Source organism: Rhizobium sp. BK602 (assembly GCF_014195095.1).
Classification (GTDB): domain Bacteria; phylum Pseudomonadota; class Alphaproteobacteria; order Rhizobiales; family Rhizobiaceae; genus Rhizobium.
Window position 1 is genome coordinate 84,561 of sequence record NZ_JACIBC010000008.1, and the last position, 24,437, is coordinate 108,997.

26 protein-coding genes are annotated in these 24,437 nt (G+C 62.1%); 15 read left to right on the forward strand and 11 right to left on the reverse strand.

Annotation, left to right across the window (positions count from 1 at the left end):
- Window positions 1–331 precede the first annotated feature (331 nt).
- The 6 genes from dapF (at window position 332) to FHX11_RS23835 (ending at window position 5,849) form a co-directional block, all read left to right on the forward strand.
- Window positions 332–1,237, forward strand: a complete 906-nt coding sequence (dapF, locus tag FHX11_RS23810) for a diaminopimelate epimerase (RefSeq protein ID WP_184361841.1) — start codon at window positions 332–334, stop codon at window positions 1,235–1,237.
- Window positions 1,234–2,508: a tRNA (N(6)-L-threonylcarbamoyladenosine(37)-C(2))-methylthiotransferase MtaB gene (mtaB, locus tag FHX11_RS23815; protein ID WP_184361843.1), complete on the forward strand. Its 1,275-nt coding sequence runs from the start codon at window positions 1,234–1,236 to the stop codon at window positions 2,506–2,508. The genes dapF and mtaB overlap by 4 nt, the downstream gene beginning before the upstream one ends.
- 15 nt (window positions 2,509–2,523) lie before the next feature.
- Window positions 2,524–4,026, forward strand: coding sequence for a signal recognition particle-docking protein FtsY (ftsY, locus tag FHX11_RS23820; protein WP_184361845.1), 1,503 nt, complete (start codon window positions 2,524–2,526; stop codon window positions 4,024–4,026).
- Window positions 4,023–4,739, forward strand: coding sequence for a septation protein A (locus tag FHX11_RS23825; RefSeq protein ID WP_184361848.1), 717 nt, complete (start codon window positions 4,023–4,025; stop codon window positions 4,737–4,739). The genes ftsY and FHX11_RS23825 overlap by 4 nt, the downstream gene beginning before the upstream one ends.
- Window positions 4,739–5,329, forward strand: coding sequence for a DUF2585 domain-containing protein (locus FHX11_RS23830; protein ID WP_184361851.1), 591 nt, complete (start codon window positions 4,739–4,741; stop codon window positions 5,327–5,329). The genes FHX11_RS23825 and FHX11_RS23830 overlap by 1 nt, the downstream gene beginning before the upstream one ends.
- 124 nt (window positions 5,330–5,453) lie before the next feature.
- Window positions 5,454–5,849 carry a hypothetical protein gene (locus FHX11_RS23835; protein ID WP_184361854.1) on the forward strand — a complete coding sequence of 132 codons (396 nt, stop codon included), beginning with the start codon at window positions 5,454–5,456 and terminating at the stop codon, window positions 5,847–5,849.
- A gap of 35 nt (window positions 5,850–5,884) precedes the next feature.
- Here FHX11_RS23835 and FHX11_RS23840 read toward each other — a convergent pair whose 3' ends face one another.
- From FHX11_RS23840 to ccmA, 5 genes are read right to left on the reverse strand one after another with little or no spacing between them, the layout of a single operon-like run.
- Window positions 5,885–6,496, reverse strand: a complete 612-nt coding sequence (locus tag FHX11_RS23840; protein WP_184361857.1) for a DsbE family thiol:disulfide interchange protein — start codon at window positions 6,494–6,496, stop codon at window positions 5,885–5,887.
- The gene (gene ccmD, locus FHX11_RS23845; RefSeq protein ID WP_184361860.1) at window positions 6,493–6,666 is read right to left on the reverse strand and encodes a heme exporter protein CcmD; all 174 of its coding nucleotides are present in this window, start codon (window positions 6,664–6,666) and stop codon (window positions 6,493–6,495) included. Before ccmD ends, FHX11_RS23840 begins: the two co-directional genes overlap by 4 nt.
- Window position 6,667: 1 nt before the next feature.
- Window positions 6,668–7,429 (reverse strand): heme ABC transporter permease, encoded by a 762-nt coding sequence (locus FHX11_RS23850; protein WP_184361863.1) that lies wholly within the window; start codon window positions 7,427–7,429, stop codon window positions 6,668–6,670.
- Between the two features lie 57 nt (window positions 7,430–7,486).
- Window positions 7,487–8,152 (reverse strand): heme exporter protein CcmB, encoded by a 666-nt coding sequence (gene ccmB, locus FHX11_RS23855; protein ID WP_184361866.1) that lies wholly within the window; start codon window positions 8,150–8,152, stop codon window positions 7,487–7,489.
- A 5-nt stretch (window positions 8,153–8,157) separates the two neighbouring features.
- Window positions 8,158–8,805 carry a heme ABC exporter ATP-binding protein CcmA gene (ccmA, locus tag FHX11_RS23860; RefSeq protein ID WP_184361869.1) on the reverse strand — a complete coding sequence of 216 codons (648 nt, stop codon included), beginning with the start codon at window positions 8,803–8,805 and terminating at the stop codon, window positions 8,158–8,160.
- Window positions 8,806–9,067: 262 nt separating this feature from the next.
- Here ccmA and acnA point away from each other — a divergent pair, with 262 nt between their 5' ends.
- The 3 genes from acnA (at window position 9,068) to FHX11_RS23875 (ending at window position 13,523) form a co-directional block, all read left to right on the forward strand.
- On the forward strand, window positions 9,068–11,758 hold the full coding sequence (gene acnA / locus FHX11_RS23865) for an aconitate hydratase AcnA (protein WP_184361872.1): 2,691 nt from the start codon (window positions 9,068–9,070) through the stop codon (window positions 11,756–11,758).
- Window positions 11,759–12,020: 262 nt separating this feature from the next.
- Entirely contained in the window at window positions 12,021–12,764 is a 744-nt protein-coding gene (locus FHX11_RS23870; protein ID WP_184361875.1) for a thioredoxin family protein, read from the forward strand.
- 357 nt (window positions 12,765–13,121) lie between these two features.
- On the forward strand, window positions 13,122–13,523 hold the full coding sequence (locus tag FHX11_RS23875) for a DUF2794 domain-containing protein (protein WP_184361878.1): 402 nt from the start codon (window positions 13,122–13,124) through the stop codon (window positions 13,521–13,523).
- Between the two features lie 183 nt (window positions 13,524–13,706).
- On the opposite strand, the gene FHX11_RS23880 is transcribed toward FHX11_RS23875, so the two are convergent.
- The 5 genes from FHX11_RS23880 to FHX11_RS23900 all read right to left on the reverse strand — a co-directional run bounded on the left by FHX11_RS23880 (window position 13,707) and on the right by FHX11_RS23900 (window position 19,443).
- The gene (locus tag FHX11_RS23880; protein WP_184361880.1) at window positions 13,707–14,318 is read right to left on the reverse strand and encodes an outer membrane protein; all 612 of its coding nucleotides are present in this window, start codon (window positions 14,316–14,318) and stop codon (window positions 13,707–13,709) included.
- A gap of 240 nt (window positions 14,319–14,558) precedes the next feature.
- A complete protein-coding gene (locus FHX11_RS23885) occupies window positions 14,559–15,116 on the reverse strand; it encodes a GNAT family N-acetyltransferase (protein ID WP_184361883.1) in 558 nt (185 codons plus the stop codon).
- Window positions 15,117–15,251: 135 nt separating this feature from the next.
- On the reverse strand, window positions 15,252–15,995 hold the full coding sequence (locus FHX11_RS23890; protein ID WP_184361886.1) for a Bax inhibitor-1/YccA family protein: 744 nt from the start codon (window positions 15,993–15,995) through the stop codon (window positions 15,252–15,254).
- A 194-nt stretch (window positions 15,996–16,189) separates the two neighbouring features.
- Complete coding sequence (locus FHX11_RS23895; RefSeq protein WP_184361889.1) at window positions 16,190–18,736, reverse strand: ABC transporter permease; 2,547 nt, start codon at window positions 18,734–18,736, stop codon at window positions 16,190–16,192.
- Window positions 18,733–19,443 (reverse strand): ABC transporter ATP-binding protein, encoded by a 711-nt coding sequence (locus FHX11_RS23900; RefSeq protein WP_184361893.1) that lies wholly within the window; start codon window positions 19,441–19,443, stop codon window positions 18,733–18,735. The genes FHX11_RS23895 and FHX11_RS23900 overlap by 4 nt, the downstream gene beginning before the upstream one ends.
- Window positions 19,444–19,516: 73 nt before the next feature.
- On the opposite strand from FHX11_RS23900, the gene FHX11_RS23905 reads away from it, so the two are divergent.
- A complete protein-coding gene (locus FHX11_RS23905) occupies window positions 19,517–20,167 on the forward strand; it encodes an arylesterase (RefSeq protein ID WP_184361896.1) in 651 nt (216 codons plus the stop codon).
- 68 nt (window positions 20,168–20,235) lie between these two features.
- Window positions 20,236–20,832, forward strand: a complete 597-nt coding sequence (gene thpR / locus FHX11_RS23910) for an RNA 2',3'-cyclic phosphodiesterase (protein WP_184361899.1) — start codon at window positions 20,236–20,238, stop codon at window positions 20,830–20,832.
- Here the strand turns inward: thpR and FHX11_RS23915 are convergent.
- On the reverse strand, window positions 20,763–21,245 hold the full coding sequence (locus tag FHX11_RS23915; RefSeq protein ID WP_184361902.1) for a low molecular weight protein-tyrosine-phosphatase: 483 nt from the start codon (window positions 21,243–21,245) through the stop codon (window positions 20,763–20,765). The genes thpR and FHX11_RS23915 overlap by 70 nt on opposite strands.
- A 35-nt stretch (window positions 21,246–21,280) precedes the next feature.
- Between FHX11_RS23915 and FHX11_RS23920 the strand changes: the two genes are divergently transcribed.
- The 4 genes from FHX11_RS23920 (at window position 21,281) to rlmN (ending at window position 24,437) form a co-directional block, all read left to right on the forward strand.
- Window positions 21,281–21,586: a 4a-hydroxytetrahydrobiopterin dehydratase gene (locus FHX11_RS23920; RefSeq protein ID WP_184361906.1), complete on the forward strand. Its 306-nt coding sequence runs from the start codon at window positions 21,281–21,283 to the stop codon at window positions 21,584–21,586.
- 65 nt (window positions 21,587–21,651) lie between these two features.
- A complete protein-coding gene (locus tag FHX11_RS23925) occupies window positions 21,652–22,041 on the forward strand; it encodes a YkvA family protein (RefSeq protein WP_184361909.1) in 390 nt (129 codons plus the stop codon).
- 335 nt (window positions 22,042–22,376) lie between these two features.
- Complete coding sequence (locus FHX11_RS23930; protein WP_184361912.1) at window positions 22,377–22,937, forward strand: invasion associated locus B family protein; 561 nt, start codon at window positions 22,377–22,379, stop codon at window positions 22,935–22,937.
- Window positions 22,938–23,201: 264 nt separating this feature from the next.
- Window positions 23,202–24,437, forward strand: a complete 1,236-nt coding sequence (gene rlmN, locus FHX11_RS23935; protein WP_184361915.1) for a 23S rRNA (adenine(2503)-C(2))-methyltransferase RlmN — start codon at window positions 23,202–23,204, stop codon at window positions 24,435–24,437.

Sequence of the window (24,437 nt, forward strand, 5' to 3'; positions counted from 1 at the left end):
TGAGAACGGGCCACCCGCCCTCGTGGTTCGAGACGGCCTTGCAGGCCTCCTCACCATGAGGCCTGATCTTTTAGGCCTTCTCCACGTGAAAGTTGATCTTTCGGGCTGCCTCGCATTTCTAAAATTTACTTTTGCTTTAGACATTATGGGCGCGGCGTGAGGTAACTCCGCCTCGTCCTGAGGTGAGGAGCGCGAAGAGCGCAGCCTCGAAGGATCGAGGCGGCCCGGATGAACGGCGCCAACCTGTGAAGATACCGTCCTTCATGTCCCACTGGTAATTCCCCCGCATTTCCGCCATATACAGCTCGAAAACACGGACGGACATGGCATCATGAGCAACACGGTCGAATTTGCGCGGATGAACGGGCTTGGCAACAAGATCCTGGTTGTCGACATGCGCGGCCGCAAGGATGTGGTGACGGCTGCTGCCGCGATCGCGCTCAATGCCGATCCGGAAACGCAGTTCGACCAGATCATGGCGATTCATGATCCGAAGGCTCAGGGCACCGATGCCTGGATCGATATCCTGAACTGCGACGGCACGAAGGCGCAGGCCTGCGGTAATGGTACACGCTGCGTCGTGCAGGCACTGGCGGCCGAAACCGGCAGGAAGGTGTTCATTTTCCAGACCGTTGCCGGTATCCTGAACGCCAGAGAGCATGAAGACGGCACGATTTCCGTCGATATGGGCACGCCCGTCTTTGACTGGGACAAGATCCCGCTTGCCGAGGAGTTTGCCGATACCAGCCGCATCGAGCTGCAGATCGGACCGATCGACAATCCCGTTCTGCATTCGCCTTCGGCCATGTCGATGGGCAATCCGCATGCGATTTTCTGGGTGGACAAGGACCCGATGTCCTTCGACCTCGATCGTTTCGGCCCGCTGCTCGAAAACCACCCGATGTTTCCCGAGCGTGCCAACATCACGCTGGCGCAGGTGTTGTCGCCGACCTCGCTGCGCACCCGCACCTGGGAGCGCGGTGCTGGCCTGACGCTTGCCTGCGGTTCGGCCGCCTGCTCGGCCGCCGTCAGCGCCGCCCGCACTGGCCGCACCGGCCGCAAGGTGACGATCGACGTCGCCTCGGCGCCCGCTCCTGGCAGGCTCACCATCGAATGGCGGGAGGGTGATGACCATGTCGTCATGACCGGGCCGGCGGAATGGGAATGGTCCGGCACGGTCGATCCGGTGACGGGCAGCTTCTCGCGTGATCCGGAGCAGGGGGCTCAGGCGCGGTGAGCGGGGTCGAGGTCATTACCTTCGGCTGTCGTCTCAATACCTATGAATCCGAAGTGATGAGGGCCGAGGCGGAGAAGGCCGGGCTCAACAACGCCATACTGGTCAATACCTGCGCTGTCACCGGCGAGGCCGTGCGTCAGGCGCGACAGGCGATCCGTCGGGCGCGGCGCGACAATCCGCATGCTCGCATCATCGTCACCGGCTGCGCGGCGCAGACCGAGAAGCAGACCTTTGCCGAAATGGCCGAAGTCGATGCCGTGCTTGGCAACGAGGAGAAGTTGACCAGCGCGTCCTATCGTTCACTGCCGGATTTCGGCGTTTCGGCGGAAGAGAAGCTGCGCGTCAACGACATTATGAGCGTGCGGGCGACGGCGCCGCAGATGATCAAGCATATCGACGGCCATGTGCGCGCCTTCATCCAGGTGCAGAACGGCTGCGATCATCGCTGCACCTTCTGCATCATTCCCTATGGCCGCGGCAATTCGCGCTCGGTGCCGATGGGCGCCGTCGTCGATCAGGCCCGTAACTTGGTCGAAAGCGGCTATCGCGAAATCGTGCTGACCGGCGTCGATGCCACGAGCTATGGCGCCGATCTGCCGGGGGCACCGACGCTCGGCCTGCTCGCCAAGACGCTCCTGAAGCAGATTCCCGAAATCCGCCGGCTGCGGCTGTCCTCGATTGATAGCATCGAAGCGGATCAGCATTTGATGGACCTCATCGTCGACGAGCCGCGCTTCATGCCGCATCTGCATCTCTCTTTGCAGCATGGCGACGACATGATCCTCAAGCGGATGAAGCGGCGGCATTCGCGCGCCGACGCCATGCGCTTCATCGAGGATGTGCGCCGCCTGCGCCCTGAGACGAGTTTCGGCGCCGATATGATCGCCGGCTTCCCGACTGAGACGGAAGAGATGTTCGCCAATGCCGTCGGCCTGGCGGAAGACGCCGGCATCGCGCATCTGCACGTTTTTCCTTACAGTCCGCGCCCCGGCACGCCGGCCGCCCGGATGCCGCAGCTCGACCGCGCCCTGATCAAGGACCGCGCCGCCCGCCTGCGCGAGGCTGGACAAAGGCTGCACCGGTCCCATCTGGACAGGATGGTCGGCACGCGGCAATGGCTGCTTGTCGAGAACAACGGCCTGGCGCATACGGAAAACTTCACGCTTGTCGCCGCCCCCGGCCTTCGCCCGCGCGACCTTGTGCAGGTGGCGATCACCGGCCACAATGGCAAGCATCTCGACATGCAACTTACGGCCGCCGACGCGGCCTGACCCCACGGAATTCTTATGGCGCTCAGTTTCATCAAAAAAGTCTTCACCTTCGGCCGTGAAAAGCCGGCGGAAGAGAAAGCGCCGGAAGAGGTTGTGGATGTCGTTTCGGCGTCTGAAGAGGCTGTGGTGGATCTTCCGGCGACGTCTGAGGTTGCCGAACCTATCGAGCCCTCCTCTGTCCCTTCGGGACATCTCCCCCCCAAGGGGGAAGATCTGTGGGAGAGTGCCGCACCGCCTGAGCAAGAGCAAAAGGCTGACGAGTCGGTAGACACAGCCGCTTCGAATGAGCCTGTTGTCTTAGACGATGCTGGCGAGAGCGAGATTGCTGAGCAGCAGCAAGCTGCGAGCACTGAAATTGATGTAACCCCGGAAGAGACCACGATCGAACCGATCTCCCCCCTTGTGGGGGAGATGTCCGACAGGACAGAGGGGGGTGACGAAGCCTCGACTCGCTCGGAATTCTCGTCGGAAATCATCGAAACTCCGACAGACTCGGAACTCTCGTCGGAAAGCGCCGAAGCTCCCATCCTCCCCAAGGGCTTCTCCACCTCCGCACCAGCGCCCGCTCCCGAAGCTCCCAAGCAGAAGCTCTCCTGGTTCCAGCGCCTGCGCGCCGGCCTGGCGCGCACCTCGTCGCAGCTCACCGGCCAGATCACCGCGCTCTTCACCAAGCGCAAGCTCGACGACCAGACGCTGCAGGATCTGGAGGATCTGCTGATCCAGGCCGACCTTGGCGTCGAGACGGCGATGCGCGTCACGGATACGCTCGCTTCGGAGCGCTACGGCAAGGATGTGACGGGCGAGGATGTCAGCCGCATCATGGCGCAGGAAATCGCCAAGGTCTTGAAGCCGGTCGCCAAGCCGCTGCAGCTCGATCTCAGCCACAAGCCGCATGTCATCCTCGTGGTCGGCGTCAACGGCACCGGCAAGACGACGACCATCGGCAAGCTGGCGGCGAAGCTGTCGGGTGCTGGGCTGAAGGTCATGGTCGCCGCCGGCGATACGTTCCGCGCCGCCGCCATCGAGCAGCTGAAAATCTGGGCCGACCGGACCAAGTCGGAATTCATCGGCACCAAGCTCGGCGCCGATGCGGCCGGTCTTGCCTATGATGCCTTCCAGCAGGCCAAGGCCAGCAAGAGCGACGTGCTGATCATCGACACCGCCGGCCGGTTACAGAACAAGGCGGAGCTGATGGCGGAGCTGGAAAAGATCGTGCGCGTGCTCGGCAAGCTCGATCCGGATGCGCCGCATACCGTGCTGCAGACGCTCGATGCGACGACCGGCCAGAACGCCTTGAACCAGGTGGAAATCTTCCGCAATGTCGCCGGCGTCAACGGCCTGATCATGACCAAGCTCGACGGGACCGCGCGCGGCGGCATCCTCGTTGCCATCTCGGCCAAGCATAAGCTGCCGGTCTATTTCATCGGCGTCGGCGAAGGTGTAGACGATCTGGAGCCGTTCGAGGCCGAGGATTTCGCCGAGGCCATCGCCGGGATCAGCCCCGGAAACAGCCAATGAACGACAGACGAAAATTCGACGATAGTGAAAGTGCCGCGATGACGACCAGCGACAGCGATCTCACCCCCAGCGCCGCCGACAAGCATCATCCGCTTTTGAAGCTGGTGCTGGAACTAGGCCCCTTGCTGGTGTTCTTCTTCGGCAATCTGCGCGGCGAATGGCTGGTGCAGCATTTTCCGGCGCTGTCCGAACTCGGCGGTCCGCTGTTCGTCGCCACCGGCCTGTTTATGGCGGCGACGGTGATCTCGCTCGTCGTCTCCAAGGTCATGCTCGGTCATCTGCCGCTGATGCCCTTCGTCTCCGGCATCGTCGTGTTGGTCTTCGGCGCGCTCGGCATCTACCTGCAGAACGAAACCTTCATCAAGATGAAGCCGACCATCGTCAACGCGCTGTTCGGTTTTGTCCTGCTCGGTGGGTTGTTCTTTGGAAAATCCTTGCTGGGCTATGTTTTCAATGCCGCCTTTCAGCTTGATGCCGAGGGCTGGCGCAAGCTGACGCTGCGCTGGGGGCTGTTCTTCTTCGTTCTTGCCGTGCTCAACGAAGTCGTCTGGCGCGGTGCGAACTGGTACTACCTGCCCGACGTCAAGGCCGCCGATAATCTCTGGGTCAACTTCAAGGTCTGGGGGACGATGCCGATCACCATCCTTTTCACCCTGTCGCAGATGCCGCTGATCATGAAGCACACGATCGAACCGCCGGCGGAAACCGAATAATGGCCACTCTTTCCGACACTGAAAACCGTTACCAGCGGCAGAGCTTCTGGTTCATCGCCTGCGCCGTGGTTCTGCTCGTCCAGATCATTGCCGAATATATGATGGGCCGGGTGCCGATCTGCACCTGCGGCTATGTCAAGCTCTTCGAGCCGGTGGTGAATTCCAGCGGCAACTCGCAGCATATCGCCGACTGGTACACGCCGTCGCATATCATCCATGGCTTCCTGTTCTTCGGGCTGACGCATCTGATCATGCGCCGCAAGCCGCTCTCCATGCGTCTCTTCGTTGCCATGCTGATCGAATCCGGCTGGGAGCTCCTGGAGAATTCTCCCATCATCATCGACCGCTATCGTTCGGCGACGATCTCGCTCGACTATGTCGGCGACAGCATCCTGAATTCGGCGATGGACGCGGTGTTCATGGTCGTCGGCTTCCTGTTCGCCTGGCGGGCGCCGGTGCTGGTGACGGTGGCCATCGCCATCTTCTTCGAGCTGCTCACCGGCTACTTGATCCGCGATAATCTCACGCTGAACGTCATCATGCTGGTCTGGCCGGTCGAGGCGATCAAGACCTGGCAGGGTGGGATTTAACGGATCTCAGAATTTGACGGCACCCACTCTGCTTCGCTGCCAAAAATCGCCATAAAATTGCATCTACACTCGCGGATATTGAGCCACGGCAGGTCGCTGTGACGCTGAGATTTTGCGGGGGCAGATGTCGAGTATCGCAGTTGTAACTCTTCTAGCCGTGATCGCATCCAAATCGCCGACAGGTTTTTCCGATACCGGCCGATTGCTGGCCGATTGCGCCGGCTCCCGGCAATTTGTCTCCGGTTACGTTACCGGCTGGCTCGATAAATGGAATCGTGATGATCTCGTTGCCCGTCGCGGGATTGCCGAGTCGATTCCCAACGCCAGAGCTATGACGAACTGGGCGTATTTTGGCGAGTCCGTCGGTGTCGATATGTGTATCCCGGCTTCTATCGATGCCGCAAGGATTAGCGACATGCTCTGTGGCTTTCTCGGTCGCAACCCGACACTCAAGGATGTTCCGGCGGAGGAAGCCATGAGCACATTTGCCGGATTGAATTTCCCGTGTGAGCCCAAATAGCGTTTTCGTCACGTGGATGCCGAAAGAAGCTGGGTCTAGGACGCCGGCTTTCCCTGCGCCTTCGCGATGGCCGGATAGAGCCCTTCTTTCAGGCTCGTTGGTGTGAACGGGCCGACCTGCTTGTAAAGGATCGTGCCGTCGGGGGCGACGAGGTAGGATTCGGGAATGCCGTAGACGCCCCAGTCGATGGCGGACGAGCCGTCGGGGTCGATGCCGATGGCCTTGTAGGGATTGCCGAGCTCGCCGAGGAAGCGCAGGGCGTTTTCGCTCTTGTCCTTGTAATTGATGGCAACGATGTTCAGTCGGCCGTCCTCGGCCAGTTGCTTGAGGACGGGATGCTCGTCCCGGCAGGGGATGCACCAGGAGGCGAAGACGTTGACGAGCGTCAGCTTGCCTTTGATGGCGGCGTCGGTCAGGGCCGGCAGATTGGAGCCTTCGAGCGGCGCCAGCGCCAGTGCCGGCGCCTTGGTGCCGATCAGGGCTGAGGGAATGGCGGAGATGTCGGTGCCGTGGACTTCCTGGTCGTACATGACCTTGCCGACGGCAAGCGCGATGCAGGCGAAGACGATCAGCGGGATCAGCGCCAGCAGATAGCGCGCGGTGCCGCCCGATTTCGGCCCGCCGTTCTTGCCGGTGTCGATGCTCACGGCTTGCTGCCTTCCGGGGTACGATGCGACCGGCGGCGGATGCCGGCGGCTTCGAGCGCTGCCATTTCCCGGCGGCGCAGATGGCCGTCGATCCATGTCCAGGCGACGGCGCCGAGGATGATGGCGGCGGCAAAGCCGTAGGAGCCGAAGACGTAGAAGGGATGTGTCATCTCATTCCTCCCGGGCGGCCATGCGCGCGGCGAGGCGGCGCTGCGCGGCAATGCGCCGGCGCCAGATTTCGTTGCGGATCGCCATCAGATGCAATGTGAAGAACAGCAGCGTGAAGGCGAGCGCCATGATGAAGAGCGGCCAGAGGAATTCCGCATCGATGGCCGGGCCGCCCATGCGCATCACGCTCGCCGGCTGATGCAGCGTGTTCCACCAGTCCACCGAGAATTTGATGATCGGGATATTGATGAAGCCGACGAGGATCAGCACCGCGCTGACGCGGGCAGCCCTGGACGGATCATCCATGGCGCGGTTGAGCGCGATCAGGCCGAGATACATCAGGAACAGGATGAAGACCGAGGTCAGCCGGGCGTCCCACACCCAATAGGTGCCCCACATCGGCTTGCCCCAGAGCGAGCCGGTGACCAGCGCGATCAGGGTGAAGGCGGCGCCGAGAGGGGCTGCGGCCTTGGCCGAGACATCGGCCAGCGGATGGCGCCAGACCAGCGTACCGATCGCCGATAGGCTCATGATCGTGTAGCACATCATCGACAGCCAGGCGGCCGGCACATGGATATACATGATGCGGACGGTATCGCCCTGCTGGTAGTCGCCCTCCGTCGAAAACGACAGATAGAGGCCGATCGCGAAGAGGAGGGCGGTGATTGCCGCGAGCCAGGGGATGAGACACGCCGCCAGCGCCAGGAACCGGGTGGGGTTGGCGAGGTCGGAAAATCGGCTGATGGCAGGGCTGATATCGCTCATGCGGTCTGTTTAACCCGATATGATAGTTCCGGCAATCGAGCGTCGTGTCTCATGCGATCAATCCGTCGTGTGGCGCAGGGCAAGTGCGGCTGCTGCCGGACCGAGCACGGCGAAGAACAAAGTGAGTGCCGTCAGGATCAGGAAGGGCGGCAGGAAGGGCTGCGGTCCCTCGACGGCGGCATAGGTAGCGCTGACGCCGAAGATCAGCACCGGGATGGTGAGCGGCAGCACCAGGATCGACACCAGCAAGCCGCCGCGCGGCAAGGCGACGGCAGCGGCGGCGCCCACCGCGCCGATGAAGGTGATCGCCGGCGTGCCGACGAGGAGGGTCAGCGCCGTCGCGCCGATCGCCGTCTCGTTCATGTTCATGAAAAGACCGAGCAGCGGCGAGGCGATGACGAGAGGCAGGCCGGTCGCCACCCAATGCGCGGCACATTTGGTCAGCACCGTCAGCACCAGCGGCGTTTCCTGCATGGTCAGCAGGTCGAGGGAGCCATCGTCGCGTTCGGCCTGGAACAGCCGGTCGAGACCGAGCAGCGAGGCCAGCAGCGCGCCGATCCAGACGATGGCCGGACCGATGCGCGACAGGAGCTTCAGGTCGGGGCCGACGCCGAAGGGAATGACGGCGACGACGGTCAGAAAGAAGAGAATGCCGATCATCGCGCCGCCGCCGGCGCGCACCGAAAGTTTCAGGTCGCGGAGAAAGAGGGTGCCAAACGCCATTCCCATCATCCCCAAACTCCCTCACTCACCCCGGCAAACCCCGTCATCCGCATTTCCTGCGCATTCTCCAACCCCAGCGGCTGGTGCGTGGCCGCAAGCACGATGCCGCTACTCTTCTGATGGGCCGTGATGAGATCCGCAAGCAGCCGGTCCGCCGCCGCATCCAGCGCCGCGGTGGGTTCGTCGAGAATCCAGATCGGGCGATGGGCGACCAGGAGCTTGGCGAAGGCCATGCGGCGCTGCTGGCCGGCGGAGAGATAGCCGAAGGGGAGGTGGGCGATGCCGGCAAGGCCGACGGCCTCCACCGCCTCCTCGATCGCAAGACCGGCACCGCCCTCGATGTCGCCGAGGAAGCTCTTCCAGAAGGTCAGGTTCTCCGCAACCGTCAGTTCGGATTTCATGGCGTTGCGATGGCCAAGATAGTGGCTGGCTTCCCCCGGCAGGCGATCCGGATCTCCCTTCGAATCGATGAGGACGAGGCGGCCTTTTTCGGGCCGCAGCAGGCCGGCGACGACGCGCAGAAGCGTTGATTTTCCGGAGCCGTTGCGGCCAGTCAGGATCAGTGCGCCGCCGTCTGCCAAGTCAAAGGAAACATTTGCGAAAATCAGGTCCTCGCCCCGCCTGGCGGCCAGGTTTTCAGCGCTTAGATGCATCGGCTCAGGCTTTCCCCGTTTTCGTTGTCGCACTGCGAAAAAAATCTCGAATTTTGCGCTTGGCCACTCTGGCAAGTCTTTACGAAATTATCTATAAGACCGGCAACCACGCCAGCGGTCGGCGTGAATTTCATCCTTGCGCCGAACATAAGGTGTTTTGCCTTACGTGCGGACAGCGGAAATGGCCGTACCCGCATCCTGATGTGCATAAAGTGCATAGGCGTTCGCACGACTGTGTTGGCTATCAGAAACGGGGTTTCTCGTGTCTAAATCTCTTGACAGTTTCAATTGTCGTTCCACGCTGAACGTCGGCGGAAAAGACTATGTCTATTTCAGCCTACCGAAGGCCGAGGCCAATGGTCTGCCCGGCGTTTCCAAGCTGCCCTATTCGATGAAGGTGCTTCTGGAAAACCTGCTGCGCTTCGAAGACGGTCAGTCGGTCACCAAGGAACACATCCTTGCCGTCGCCGAATGGCTCGTCAACAAGGGCACCGTCGAGAATGAGATCGCCTATCGCCCGGCGCGCGTGCTGATGCAGGACTTCACCGGCGTTCCCGCCGTTGTCGACCTTGCCGCCATGCGCGACGCGATGGTGTCGCTCGGCGGCGATCCGGAAAAGATCAATCCGCTCGTTCCCGTCGACCTCGTTATCGACCACTCGGTCATCGTCGACGAATTCGGCACGCCGCAGGCTTTCGCCAAGAACGTCGAGCTGGAATATGAGCGCAACGGCGAGCGTTACCGCTTCCTGAAATGGGGCCAGCAGGCCTTTAAGAACTTCCGCGTCGTTCCCCCCGGCACCGGCATCTGTCATCAGGTGAACCTCGAATATCTCGGCCAGACCGTCTGGACGAAGGAAGAGGACGGCGAGACGATCGCCTATCCCGACACCTGCGTCGGCACCGATTCGCATACGACCATGATCAACGGTCTCGGCGTTCTCGGCTGGGGCGTCGGCGGTATCGAAGCTGAAGCCGCCATGCTCGGCCAGCCGGTCTCCATGCTGCTGCCTGAGGTCATCGGCTTCAAGCTCACCGGCAAGCTCAAGGAAGGCGTTACCGCGACCGACCTCGTTTTGACCGTCGTTCAGATGCTGCGTAAGAAGGGCGTCGTCTCCAAGTTCGTCGAATTCTTCGGCCCTGGCCTCGACGCGCTGCCGCTCGCCGACCGCGCCACCATCGGCAACATGGGTCCGGAATACGGCGCGACCTGCGGCTTCTTCCCGGTCGACAAGGAAACGCTGAACTACCTCAACATGTCCGGCCGCACCAAGGACCGCATCGCGCTGGTCGAAGCCTATTCCAAGGCTCAGGGCATGTGGCGCGAAGGCGACGGCTCCGACCTCGTCTTCACCGACACGCTGGAACTCGATCTCGGCGACGTCGTGCCGTCGATGGCCGGTCCGAAGCGTCCGGAAGGCCGCATCGCGCTGGAAAACATCGCCTCCGGTTTCGCCACCTCGCTCGAAACCGAATACAAGAAGCCCGGCCAGCTTTCGAACCGCTACGCCGTCGAAGGCACGGATTTCGATCTTGGCCATGGTGACGTGGCGATCGCCGCCATCACCTCCTGCACCAACACCTCGAACCCGTCGGTGCTGATCGCGGCCGGCCTTCTCGCCCGCAATGCCGTTGCCAAGGGCCTGAAGACCAAGCCCTGGGTCAAGACCTCGCTGGCACCGGGATCTCAGGTCGTCGGCGAATATCTCGCCAAGTCCGGCCTGCAGACCGATCTCGACAAGCTCGGCTTCAATCTGGTCGGTTTCGGCTGCACCACCTGCATCGGCAATTCCGGCCCGCTGCCGGCGCCGATCTCGAAGACGATCAACGACAAGGGCCTGATCGTATCGGGCGTCCTCTCCGGCAACCGTAACTTCGAAGGCCGTATCTCGCCGGACGTCCAGGCGAACTACCTGGCTTCGCCGCCGCTCGTCGTCGCCTATGCGCTCGCCGGCTCCGTACAGCTCGATCTGACGAAGGAGCCGATCGGCGAAGACCAGAACGGCAAGCCGGTCTATCTGAAGGACATCTGGCCGACCTCGCACGAAGTGCAGGAGTTCATCCAGAAGTACGTCACCCGCGAGCTCTATGAGAGCAAGTATGCCGACGTCTTCAAGGGCGACGCCAACTGGCAGGCCGTGCAGGTTCCCCCCGGCCAGACCTATGCCTGGGACGACAACTCGACCTATGTGCAGAACCCGCCCTATTTCGTTGGCATGGGCAAGACCGGCGCCGGCATCTCCGACATCAAGGGTGCCCGCGTTCTCGGCCTCTTCGGCGACAAGATCACCACCGACCACATTTCTCCGGCCGGTTCGATCAAGGCTGCCTCGCCGGCCGGTTCCTACCTCATCGGCCATGGCGTCGGCGTTGCCGACTTCAACCAGTACGGCACGCGCCGCGGCAACCATGAAGTTATGATGCGCGGCACCTTCGCCAACATCCGCATCCGCAATCACATGCTCGGCCCGAACGGCAAGGAAGGTGGCTACACCATCCATTACCCGTCCAAGGAAGAGACCTCGATCTACGATGCGGCCATGCAGTACAAGGCCGAGGGCGTTCCGCTCGTCATCTTCGCCGGCGTCGAATACGGCAACGGTTCATCTCGCGACTGGGCTGCCAAGGGCACGAACCTGCTCGGCGTGCGCGCCGTGATCGCCCAGTCCTTCGAGCGCATCCACCGCTCGAACCTGGTCGGCATGGGCGTCATCCCCTTCGTCTTCGAGGATGGCACCACCTGGGCCAGCCTCGGCCTGAAGGGTGATGAGCTCGTCACCATCGAAGGCCTGGCTGACATCAAGCCGCGCGAGCGCAAGATCGCCAAGGTCACCTACGGCGACGGCACGGTCCGCGACATTCCGATCATCTGCCGCATCGATACGCTGGATGAGGTCGTCTACGTCAACAATGGCGGCATCCTGCAGACCGTTCTGCGCGATCTCGCCGCCTAATAGGCATTAAAGCCATTCTTGCACGCCGCCGGGGAAAACCTTTCCGGCGGCGTCTTGTTTTTCACGCTGATGTGTTCGGTGCGGCCGCCTCAGCGCCTCCTCTCACCCCTTCGTGACTTTTAGTCATCGCGCTTAGCTATTATCTCTTGTTTCAGATTTATCAGGCTTGATGAGAGCTTTACGGATACCCTGGAAAGCGGCAGGCGATTTCAGGGTCATGCGTCGGCTTTGGCCTCCAGCGCGTGAGAAAGAGGTATAGGGAATGCGCCTTCGATTTTTGGTTCCACTTCTGGCAGGCATCGCGCTCACGAGTTCGCTGCATGCGCAGGAGCTTGCCAAGATCAAGGGCGTCGTCGAGCTCTTCACCTCTCAAGGATGCGCGTCCTGTCCGCCGGCCGACGCCGCGTTCCGCAAGCTGATCGGCCAGGGCGATGTCGTCGCGCTCGCCTATCATGTCGACTACTGGAACTATCTCGGCTGGAACGACACGATGGCGTCCAAGGACAATACGGCCCGCCAATATGCCTATGCGCGGACGATGGGCCGCAGCGGGGTCTACACGCCGCAGGCGATCATCAACGGCCGGGACCATATCAGCGGCGCGGACCTCAATGGCATCAACGTCAAGCTCGATGACTTCCAGCATCAGGGCAAGGGACTGACGGTCGCGGTAAACGCGGCGATGAAGGGCGACGAGCTGGAGATCAAGATCGGCTCCGGCCAGGGGAAGGCCAATGTGGTCGTCGCCTATTTCGACAAGGAACAGCTCGTCTCCCCGAAGGGCGGCGAAAACAACGGCCAGCAGATCGCCTATCTGCATGCGGTTTCCGATGTCGAGACCGTCGGCATGTGGGACGGCAAGGAAATGAATGTCGTGCTGCCGGCGAATGTCCTGGACAAGGCCGGCCGGCGTGGCCTGGCGGTTCTGCTGCAATCCTCCACGCCCTCGGGAGATCCCGCCGCCATCATCGGTGCGACGGTACTGACGATCGGCTCGGACGGCTGATCGGCCTTTTCTCACTGACGGGTGGACGGAAAGCTCTCTATTTTGGCTGGCGCCGAATCTCTATTTTTGCTGCGAAAAAAGGTCCCTATTTTGGCTGGTGCCAAAAAGGGGGAGTGCCCGGCAAGGACGCATTCGGGGCTGGGGTTCGGTCGATGCGCCCCGGCCGGGCCGTTTGGCGCGGCGGCGCCAAACCGCAGCCTATAGTTCCGCCAAATGGGGCGTCGTTTTGACTGAAATGCGGCAGTGCCGAGATGCTTGCTCCCCTGCAAAAAATTGTGAGCGACGGCCCGTCTTGCAATTTGGCGCGTCTGAGGCAAACTGTCACCTACTTGTCATGGTACAGCCCCTGGGGGATTGATGACTGATCAGCCGGATTTGCGACACGGCGAAAGCCGCTCCGTCGACACCACTTCTTCCGTCGTCGTCGATCTCAGGGAATACAAACAAAGCAAGGACCCGCTGCCGGTGACCTTCCATCGAAGGGAGCTGGATGCGATCCTGTGGATCTATGGCCGCATGGTCGGGGAGGGCGAGTGGCGCGACTATGCCATCGACCATCTCAAGGACAAGGCCGTCTTCTCCGTCTTCAAGCGTTCCGGTGAAATGCCGCTGTTCCGTATCGAGAAGAACCCGAAGCTTGCCGCCAAGCAGGGGGCCTTCTCCGTGGTCAACACCAACGGCATGATCCTGAAGCGCGGTCATGAGCTGAGCCAGGTGCTGAAGGTCTTCGACAAGCAATTGAAGCTGGTCGAGACCTGATTTCTCTCGCAGTCTGCGCCAATGAAAAGCCCCGCCGACGAGCGGGGCTTCGATGGGATATGGTCGCTTCCTGATCCGAACCTAGAGCATTTCCGCTTTTCTTCGAATCGCGAAAACGCTCTATCCTTTTGTTTTTACGCAATTCCGGACGGAAAACCGCTACGCACTTTTCCTGGAATTGCTCTAGAATTTCAGGCCGACGCCCAGATTGATCGTCTGCTCGGTGAGGTCGCTCTTCACGCCCTGCAGTTCCTTGCTGCCATAGTCGCTGTAGCGGTATTCCGCGCGGGCGAAGATGCTGCTGGTGAGCGCATAGTCGGCGCCGGCGCCGGCCGTCCAACCGTTGAAGATCACCTTGCCGTCGCCGGAGCCGGGCACTTCGGCGAAGCCGCGCGCCGCGGCCCATCCGCCCGCGCCGTAGATCAGCAGATTGTCGAAGGCATAGCCGACCCTGGCGCGAACCGCACCGGACCAGTCGGTGCCGACGCTCGAGGCATTGGCGACGGCTTTGTCATTCCAATTATAGTCGACATTGCCGTCCACGCCGACGACGACATTGTCGAGTTGATAATTGTAGCCGAAGAAATTGCCGAGCAGCCCGCCCTTGAAGTCCTCGGATTGGCTGCCGCGGCTGAATTTGAAGTCGCCGCTGGTGATCGAGCCGCCGCCGTGAATGCCGAAATAGGGACCGGACCAGGTGAAGGTCGGAGCGGCGGCCGGTGCCTCGGTCAGATCGGCGGCAAGGGCGGAGGTCGAGGTCAGGGCAAGCAAGGCGGGAATGAGCAAATGTCTCATATAAATTTCCTTTGTAATCCATGGACGCTCGCCCGAAGCCCAGGCGTGCGCGGGTCTCGATGCGAGGTGAATGAACGCCGATACGCGGATGGAAACAGGTGGTTGCGTGGAGGTTGTCGCCGCAAACTAGCGCATCGAATGTTGCGATGGCTGTTTTAATGTTCAGAAATGTTGCGGGCGCGGGCGGGCGAGGTTTCCGCCGGTCTTTTCAGCTTTTCCAGGCGGAATATCGAGGCCGTGTCAGGCGCTGAACAGGCTTCCCGGATAGGCAGCCAGATCCGGGTCGGTGTCCGTGCCGTCGCCGAGGGTCTTTTGCATCAGCATCGTGTCCAGCCAGCGCCCATGCTTGTAGCCGGCGCCTTTCAGCAGGCCGATCTCCGCAAAACCTATGGACCGGTGCAGGGCGATGGAGGCGGGCGTCGCGCCGCCGATGACGGCGATCATCTGGCGGAAGCCGAGCGCCTCGCATTCCTGCACGAGATTGGACAGCAGCAGCCGGCCGAGGCCGCGTCCGCGCGCCTCCTCGGCGAGATAGATCGAATCCTCGACCATCCAGCGATAGGCCGGCCGTGGGCGGAAGGCGGAAGCATAGGCGTAGCCGAGCAGCGTGCCGTTCTCATCCTCGGCGGTGATGTAGGGATAGTTCCTGTCGCGGATCGCCTGGAAGCGGCTTGCCATCTCCTCTTCGCCCGGCGGGGTGATCTCGTAGCTTGCCGTGCTGTGCAAGACGGCGTCGCGATAGATGGCGGTGATGCGGGGAAGATCGGCCGGGACGGTCTTGCGAAGGTGGAAGGGCATTGATCTCTGTTGCCTGATCTAGGGTAATTCCAGGAAAAGTGTGGAGCGGCGGTATAAAATCCCACGCCGCGCCGTCAGGCAAATAGAAAAGGCGGCCGAAGCCGCCTTTCCAAAGCTTGGCTCGTCCGGCTGCGATTATCGGCGATTGCCCATGAATTGCAGCAGGAACATGAACAGGTTGATGAAGTCCAGGTAGAGCGACAGGGCGCCCATGATGGCCTTGCGGCCGGCTACGGCCACATCGTCGGCTTCATAGTACATGTCCTTGATCCGCTGCGTATCCCAGGCGGTCAGGCCCGCGAAGACCAGCACGCCGATCACCGAGATGGCGAACTGCAGGGCGGACGACGCCAGGAAGATGTTCACGAGCGCCGCGATGATCAGGCCGAAGAGACCCATCATCAGGAACGAGCCCATCGCCGACAGGTCACGCTTGGTCGTGTAGCCGTAGAGCGACAGCGCGCCGAAGGAGGCGGCGGTCACGAAGAAGGTCTGCACGACGCTCTGGCCGGTGTAGATGATGAAGATCGACGACAGCGACAGGCCCACCAGCGCGGCGTAGACCCAGAAGGTCGTCGTCGCGGCGGCCACGCTCATGCGGTTGATCCTGAAGCTCAGGAAGAACACCATCGCCAGCGGGGCGAAGATGACCACCCACTTCAGCGGGCTCAGATAGATCGCCTGGCCGAAGGCCGTGATCTGTCCGTTCGCGAAAGCGAGCGAGAAGGAGAGATAGGCGGCAACACCCGTGATCGCCAGACCCAGCGCCATCAGGTTGTAGACCTTGAGCATGTAGGCTCGAAGGCCCTCGTCTATCATCGCACCGGTCTGCGCGCCTGCTTGCGGCGTCCGGTTTTGGTAATTGCGAAAGTCAGCCATGTTTTCCTCTTTCAAGCTCCGATATGTATACGGTGTCGGGCCTTCCGGTCCCAGGCGCCGCTGCGGAGCTCCAGCATGCCTGTGCAGAATATGAGGCTTTCAAGGCCCGCACACAAGGGCCTAGGGCTCGTGGCGGGGTTAAATCGGTGTAATATCGGGCTGTTTTGGCGGCGAATGATCTGCGCGAGCCAGCGTCAAAGCTCGCGCAGAACGGGTGCGGCCTTCTGCCCGAGGATGCGCCAAGTGCCGATCAGTCCGATGCCGACCGTCAGCAGCAGGGCGATGACAAGCGTCGAAACGGCGACATCCGGCATGAAGCTCGATGGCAGGCGCATGATGCGGCTGACGACGTACCAGGCGGCCACCGAGCCGGCGATCAGCGCGAAGACGGCCGTGGCCGCGCCCAGCATCAGATATTCGTAGCTGAAGGCGCGGATCAGCATGGCCCGCGTCGCCCCGAGCGTCTTCAGCACCACCGCGTCATGCGTGCGGGCGCGGTTGCCCGCCGCCAGCGCGCCGGCGAGCACGAGCACGGAGGCGATGAGCGCGACCGAGGCGGCCGCGCGGATGGCGGTGGCAAGCTGCCCCACGAGCGTATTGACCATGTCGAGGGCATCCTTGACGCGGATGCTGGTGATCGTCGGATAGGTATTGGTCACGGCTCTGAGGATCGCGGCTTCCTGTGCCGATGTGGCGGAAGGCTCGGTCAGGGTCGCGAGCCAGGCATGCGGCGCGCCCTTGAAGGTGTTAGGAGAGAAGATCATCACGAAATTGATCGACAGCGACTGCCATTGCACCTTGCGGAAGCTGGCGATCTTGGCGGTGATGTTGTGTCCGAGCACGTTGACGGTGACGCTATCGCCGAGTTTCAGGCCGAGTTCCTTGCCTTCCTCGTCGGAGAAGGAGACCAGAGGCTGGCCGCTATAGTCCTTGTCCCACCATTGTCCCTCCGTCAGCGCCGCGTTTTCCGGCAGCGTCTCGGCATAGGTGATGCCGCGGTCGCCGCGCAGCACCCATTGGCCGGCCGGAGGCACCTTGATCTTGGCGACGTCCTCGCCGTTCAAGGCGGTGATACGGCCGCGCAGCATCGGCACCTCGACAAGCTTGCCCTCGGGGGTCTGGCTTTGCACGAGCTTGCGGAAGCCGTCGAGTTCCGAGCCCTGAATATCGATGAAGAAGAAGTTCGGCGCCTGTTCGCTCATGCGTCCCGTCAGTTCCCGGCGCATGTTGCTGTCGATCAGCGTCAGCGTCACCAGAAGCGCCAGGCCGAGGCCGAGCGACAGGACGACGGAGGCGGTCAATGCGCCCGGCCGGTGGATGTTGCCGATCGCCAGCCGTAGCGCCGGCGAATTGACGCGCGGACTGCGGCGGGCAAGCCATGACAGCAAAGCGGCGACAGCGCGCAGCACGATGAAGGCGCCGGCGATCGAGACGATGAAGACGATGGCGATGCGGCGGTCATAGGCAGTGACGATGGCAAGTGCGGCGAGCGCCGCCATCAGCAGGCCGGCGGCAAGCAGATAGGGCCAGGCCGGCAGGCGGCGCGCCTCGAAACCCTGCTCGCGGAACAGCGCTGTCGCCGGCACCTCGCGGGCATGGCCGAGCGGCGGGATGGCGAAGGCGAGCGTCGTCAGCAGGCCAAACAGGGCCGCCAGCATCAGAGGGCCGGGATAGAGCCGGGGGGCGGTCGAGATCGGCAGGAACTCGGCCATGAACTGGGAGGCGATCAAGGGCGCTATGGCGCCGAGCACCAGGCCGATGGCGACGCCGGCAAGCGCGATCAGGCCGATCTGGATCAGATAGATCATCACCACGACGGAAGCCGGCGCGCCGAGGCATTTGAAGGTAGCGATGGTGGTGCGCTTGGCGTCGAGGAAGGCGCGCACGGCATTGGCGACGCCGACGCCGCCGACGATGAGGGCGGTGAGGCCAACCAGGGTCAGGAATTGCGAGAAGCGGGTGATGTTGTCGGCGAGCGCCGGTGCGGCGCGGTTGCTGGTCTGCACCGACCAGCCGGCCTGCGGGAAGGCGGCATTGGCGCGGGCGGCGATGTCGCGAAGACCGCTTGCGGGGTCGGCCATGCGGATCTTGTAGGCATGCTCGACCAGGCTGCCGGTGGTGATCAGCCCCGAGGCGATCAGCGCGTCGCGGCTGGTGAGCAGGCGGGGGGCAAAGCCGAATCCTTCCGAGACCGCGTCCGGCTCGGTCTTCACCGTGCCGGTGATCCGGAGTTTCGTATTGCCGAGCAGCAGTTCGCTGCCGATCTTGAGGTTCAGCCGGTCGAGCAGCAGCGGTGCAACCACGGCGCCATAGGCGCCGTTGCGCTCGGCGAGCAGTGTCGAGAGCGGCTGGTCGGGCTCGGCCTCGAAGGTGCCGTAGAGCGGATAGGCGCCGTCGACCGCCTTGACCTGCACCAGCGCCTGGTCGGAGCCGTCGGGCAGGCGCGACATGGAGCGCAGGCCGGTGGATCGGGAGAGCTGGCCGAGGCTTTCGAGATAGGCCAGCTCCTGTGGCGTCGCCTCGCGATTGTTGAGTTCGAAGCGGACATCGGCGGCCAGCAGTGACTGGCCCTGGGTCGAGATCGCATCCGTGATCGAGCGCGAGACGGAATTGACGGCGGCGATCGCGCCGGTGCCGAGCGCGATGCAGGCGAGGAAAATATAGAAACCGCCAAGGCCGCCGCGCAATTCGCGTAGCGCCAGGCGGAAGGCGAGCCTGAGGCGCGCGCCCGCCGCCGTCATGCCATGGCCGCCTGATTGATCCGCGCCCGGGCGCTGTCGCCCTCGATCTCGCCGGAGCGGACATGGATCTGGCGGGAGCAGCGGGTGGCCAGTGCCGGGTCATGGGTGACGAGCAGCATGGTCGTGCCGCGCTCGGCCTGCTGGGCGAACAGGAGATCGGCGATCTGCCGACCGGTGTCGGTGTCGAGATTGCCCGTGGGTTCGTCGGCGATCAGCAGGGCCGGCGATGGGGCGAGCGCGCGGGCGATCGCGACGCGCTGCTGCTCGCCGCCCGAAAGCTGGCCGGGATAATGGTTGAGCCGCTCGCCGAGGCCGACGGCCTGCAGCTCCCGCCGGGCGATGTCGAAGGCGTCGCGGACATTGGCAAGTTCCAGCGGCACGGCAACGTTTTCCAGTGCGGTCATGTTGGCGATGAGATGAAAGGACTGGAAGACGATGCCGATATTGCGGCCGCGGAAATCGGCGACGCGGTCTTCGCTCAGGCTATGGAGCGGCGTATCGCGGATCAGAAGTTCGCCGCTATCGAGTTTTTCAAGGCCGGCCAGCACCATCAGCAGCGTCGACTTGCCGGAGCCGGAAGGGCCGACGATGCCGACGGACTCGCCTTCGGCGATCGTGAGATCGATGCCCTTCAGCACATGGACCGAGGCGGCGGCGTTGCCGAGCGTCAAATCCGCCTTCTTCAGCTCGATGATGGTTTTTGCCAATGCGGGACGCCCTATATATCTGAGATCATAGCGGGCGCGATTTGGCCCGCTGAGCGAATTTAGGGAATAGATCATGCGTTTTAAAGCTGCCGCGTTTCACTTCGCTGTCATTGCTTTCGGTCTTTTGTTGGGCGCGGCGAGCGCCGCCGAGGCGCGGACCATCCAGCTGGTCGGTCTGGGCGACAGCCTGATGGCGGGCTACCAGCTGCCGCCCGGCGACGGATTTCCGGCCAAGCTGCAGGCGGCGCTGAAGGCGAAGGGACTGGATATTGCCATCGCCGATGCCGGGGTGTCCGGCGACACCACCTCCGGCGGACTGGCCCGGATCGACTGGTCGGTGCCGGATGGGACCGATGGCGTCATCCTCGAACTCGGCGCCAACGACGCCTTGCGCGGCATTCCGCCGGAAGAGACGGAAAAGAACCTGGAGGCCATCATCGTCAGGCTGAAGGAGCGCAAGATTCCGGTCCTGCTCGCCGGCATGATCGCGCCGCCGAACATGGGGGCGGATTATGCGGCCAAGTTCAATCCGATCTACCAGCGGCTGGCCGGCAAATACCAGCTCCAGCTCTATCCGTTTTTTCTCGATGGGGTGGCGACCCATGCCGATCTGCAGCTGGCCGACGGCATGCATCCGAACTCCACGGGCGTCGATGTCATGGTGCGGAATTTCGAGCCGGCAGCCGCCAGTTTCATTGGGATGATTGCCGCAGCTGCGAAATAGATGCTTGCACCGACTGCAATTGCGTGATTCCCTGCTCATACCTGCAAGAGATTCGGGGAGTGCTCGTTATGCCGAGACTTTTTACCGCCCTCGAAATTCCGCGCAACGCGGCCATGAGCCTTTCGTTGTTACGCGGTGGTCTTCCCGGAGCCAGGTGGATCGACGTCGAAAATTATCACATCACGCTGCGCTTCATCGGCGATGTCGATGGCCGCACCGCCGATGAGATCGTCGACCGCCTGGACCGGATCGACAGGCCGGAATTCCAGCTCCGGCTGGAAGGCATCGGCTCCTTCGGCTCCAAGAAGCCGCATTCGGTCTGGGCTGGCGTCACGCAGACGCCCGATATGTACGCGCTGCAAGGCGAGATCGAACGTATCTGCCAGCGTATCGGCCTGCCGCCCGATCCCCGCAAATTCACGCCGCATGTGACGCTTGCCCGGCTGAAATCCTCGCGCGTCGACGATGTCGTGCATTATCTCTCGGGCCGCGGCAACTTCTATACCGCGCCGTTCACGGTCGGCCGCTTCGTGCTGCTGTCGTCACGCGAATCGGTCGGTGGCGGCCCTTACCTCACCGAAGAGGTCTTCCCGCTTCACGAGGCTCGCAGTTCTCTTCCCAGCCTTGGCAGCAGCGCGTTGCAGCCGGTCAAGAGCATGGTGTAGACGGCTTCGAAATCCTCGTGGCCGCCATAATAGGGGTCGGGGATATCCGTGCCCCGGTCCAGCGCAAAGGTATTGAAGAGGTGTAGCCTGCCGAGCGCTTCGTCGGGCGCCGCCTTGCGCAAATTCTTCAAATTGTCTTGATCCATTGCCAGGATCAGATCGAAGCGGTCGAAGTCGGCGGGTTCGATACGGCGCGCGCGCTGCCCGGAAATGTCGACGCCGTGGCCAGCCGCCGTGGCGATCGAGCGGCGGTCCGGCCTTTCGCCCTGGTGCCAGCCGCCGGTGCCGGCCGAATCGATCTGGAATTCGGGGCCGCGGCCGGCTTCATTGACCAAATGTCTGAAAATACCCTCGGCAAGCGGGGAGCGGCAGATATTGCCAGCGCAAACGAAAAGAATCCTGAGATGGTTCATGATATCTTTCAGCGATTGAGAGGAGTGATCTTGCCATGAAATACGAAAAGCTGGAACCGGCGGCAATCGAGGAAACCCTGGCCGGCCTCGGCGGCTGGACGCTGTCGGCCGATCATCTGTCGATTTCGAAGAGCTTCAAATTCCGCAACTTCGTCGAGGCCTTCGGGTTCATGACAGAAGCGGCTTTGGCGGCGGAGAAGTTCAATCATCATCCCGAATGGTTCAATGTCTATTCGCGGGTGGATGTGAAGCTGACGACGCATGACGCCGGCGGCCTGACGGATCATGACATCAAGCTCGCCAAGGCGATGGAGAAGGCCGCGGCGCGGCGGGCCGATTGAATCGGCGGGAGCGATCACCATATGTTTACCCGGTCCGCGAAAAGGACCTCGATAGGATGAATGGAATGGATGACATCAAGTATGGGGAAATCCTGATGCCTGGTGACGAAGAGACCCAAGAGCGGCAGGAGAAGTCGGTACGCAGCAAGTTCTGGCCGACCCTGCGCAAGGCTGCCCGCCATATTCCGTTTTCCCGCGATGTCGTCGCGGCCTTCTACTGCGCGCTCGATCCGCAGACGCCGACCCGCGTTCGCGGTGTACTTTTGGCCGCGCTCGGCTATTTCGTCATGCCGGTCGACATTATCCCCGATTTTTTCGCGGTCATCGGCTTTTCGGATGACGTTGCCGTCCTGACGCTCGCCTTCAGCATGATCAAGGGCCATATCCGCCAGGAGCATTACGATGCCGCCGACCGGGCTCTGGCCAACGAGCCCGAGGCGGTCAAGACCGCCTGATGGGTGCCCGCCCGGCGGTGCCGGGAATCCTGCCGGCTTTCCAGGCCCTTATGAGGCCTCTCTGATTTTAGAGAGGTCAAATTCTTGCCTGAATCTTTCTGTCTTAAATCGATCCGTAGGATGGTATTCCGCCATCTGGGTTTTCCAATTCCTCCTGATGCATTTCAGGCCGGGCACGGCACTCGGATTGAAATGGCACAGACCGGGGGTTGTCATGACCCCGTTGACGGTTTGGTAACCTGAATAAAGTCAAAATAGGGCAGCTCATGAGCATAGGCAGGCGTGCGTTCTCAAATCGCCTCGAGCTCTGGACCGCAAGAAATCGGCAGGAAACCATGTTTGTAAAAAGCTTCGCAATCGCCCTCTCGCTCGTTCTGGCCGGCACCGGCATTGCATCCGCGCAAACCAACAAGAAGCAGGCGCCCGCACAGCCACAGGCGCAGGCGGCAGCCCCCGGAGCTCCGACGCGCATCCAGCAATTCGACGCATGGGGCGCCTACTCCTATCAGTCCGGCGCGGGCAAGGTTTGCTATGTTCTTTCCGTGCCGACGACCAAGCTGCCGGCTTCGGGCATTGACCACGGCGACAACTTCTTCATCGTTTCGCAGCGCCCGGGCCAGAATATCTCCTACGAGCCGCAGGCGATGATGGGCTATCCGCTCAAGGAGAATTCCAAGGTCGACGTCGTCATCGACAACAAGACCTTCGTATTGTTTACCAAGGACAAGGCCGCCTGGGTCGAGAACGCCGCGCAGGAACCGGCGCTGGTCGCAGCGCTCAAGTCCGGCCATTCGCTGAAGGTCACGGCGACCTCGAAGCGGGGCACCGGCACGACCTATACCTACTCCCTGAAGGGCGTCACCGCCGCCCTGAAGCAGATCGAAAACTGCAAATAAGATCGATGATATCGCGATCACGCCAAAGTGATTGCGGGTTCCATCGAAACCGAAATGCCAAGGCCGGCCCGGGTGGCTGGCCTTTGCCGTTTCAAGAGGGATGACGCGGACTGAAATTAATGCTAAAGGCCGCGCCAACAAGCGGTGTGTTTTGCAAGTTTCTTGCCCGCACCTAGATGAACCTTCTGATTTTCGCGCCTTGCCCGCATCCGCAGCTTTGTTAGCTTTTGCGGCATCGCTGATATCAACCGTTGGAATGATCCTATGTCCGCCATCGATGTCATGACCCCGTCCAAGCTGAAGCCGATGCCCGTGTCGCAGCCTGTGGAGTTTTCGCCGAAACCGTCGCTGATCGGCTTGACGCGCGAGGAGATGGGCGCGGCGCTCAAGGAAAAGGGTGTGGCCGACAAGCAGATCAAGATGCGCGTCAGCCAGCTCTGGAACTGGATCTATGTGCGCGGCGTCTCCGATTTCGACGCCATGGCGAATGTCTCCAAGGACATGCGCGAAATGCTGAAGACGCATTTCACCATCGCGCGTCCGGAGATCGTCGAGGAGCAGGTCTCCAACGACGGCACGCGCAAGTGGCTGCTGCGCTTTCCGCCGCGCGGCGCCGGCCGGCCCGTCGAGATCGAGGCCGTCTATATTCCAGAAGAGGGCCGCGGCACGCTCTGCATTTCCAGCCAGGTCGGCTGTTCGCTCACCTGTTCCTTCTGTCACACCGGCACGCAGCGCCTGGTGCGCAATCTGACGGCGGAGGAGATCCTGTCGCAGCTGCTCCTGGCGCGCGATCGGCTCGGCGATTTTCCGGATCGCGAAGCGCCGCAGGGCACGATCATGCCGGCTGAGGGACGCAAGGTCAGCAATATCGTCATGATGGGCATGGGCGAGCCGCTCTATAATTTCGACAGCGTCAAGACGGCGTTGCTGATCGCCTCCGACGGCGACGGCTTGTCGCTTTCCAAGCGGCGTATCACCCTTTCAACTTCCGGCGTCGTGCCGGAAATCTACCGCACCGGTGACGAGATCGGCGTCATGCTGGCGATCTCGCTGCATGCGGTGCGCGACGACCTGCGCGACATGCTGGTGCCGATCAACAAGAAATATCCGCTGAAGGAACTGATGGACGCCTGCCGCGCCTATCCCGGCCTGTCGAACGCCCGGCGCATCACCTTCGAATATGTGATGCTGAAGGGCGTCAACGACAGTCTGGAGGACGCCAAGGGCCTGATCCAGCTCCTGAAGGGCGTTCCGGCCAAGATCAACCTCATCCCCTTCAATCCCTGGCCCGGCACGAACTATCAGTGTTCGGACTGGGAGCAGATCGAGAAATTCGCCGATTTCATCAATTCGGCCGGCTATGCCTCGCCGATCCGCACGCCGCGTGGCCGCGACATTCTCGCCGCCTGCGGTCAGCTGAAGTCGGAATCCGAGCGCATGCGCAAGACCGAGCGGCTGGCCTTCGAGGCCATGATGATCGCCAATCACGGCGAGGATTGA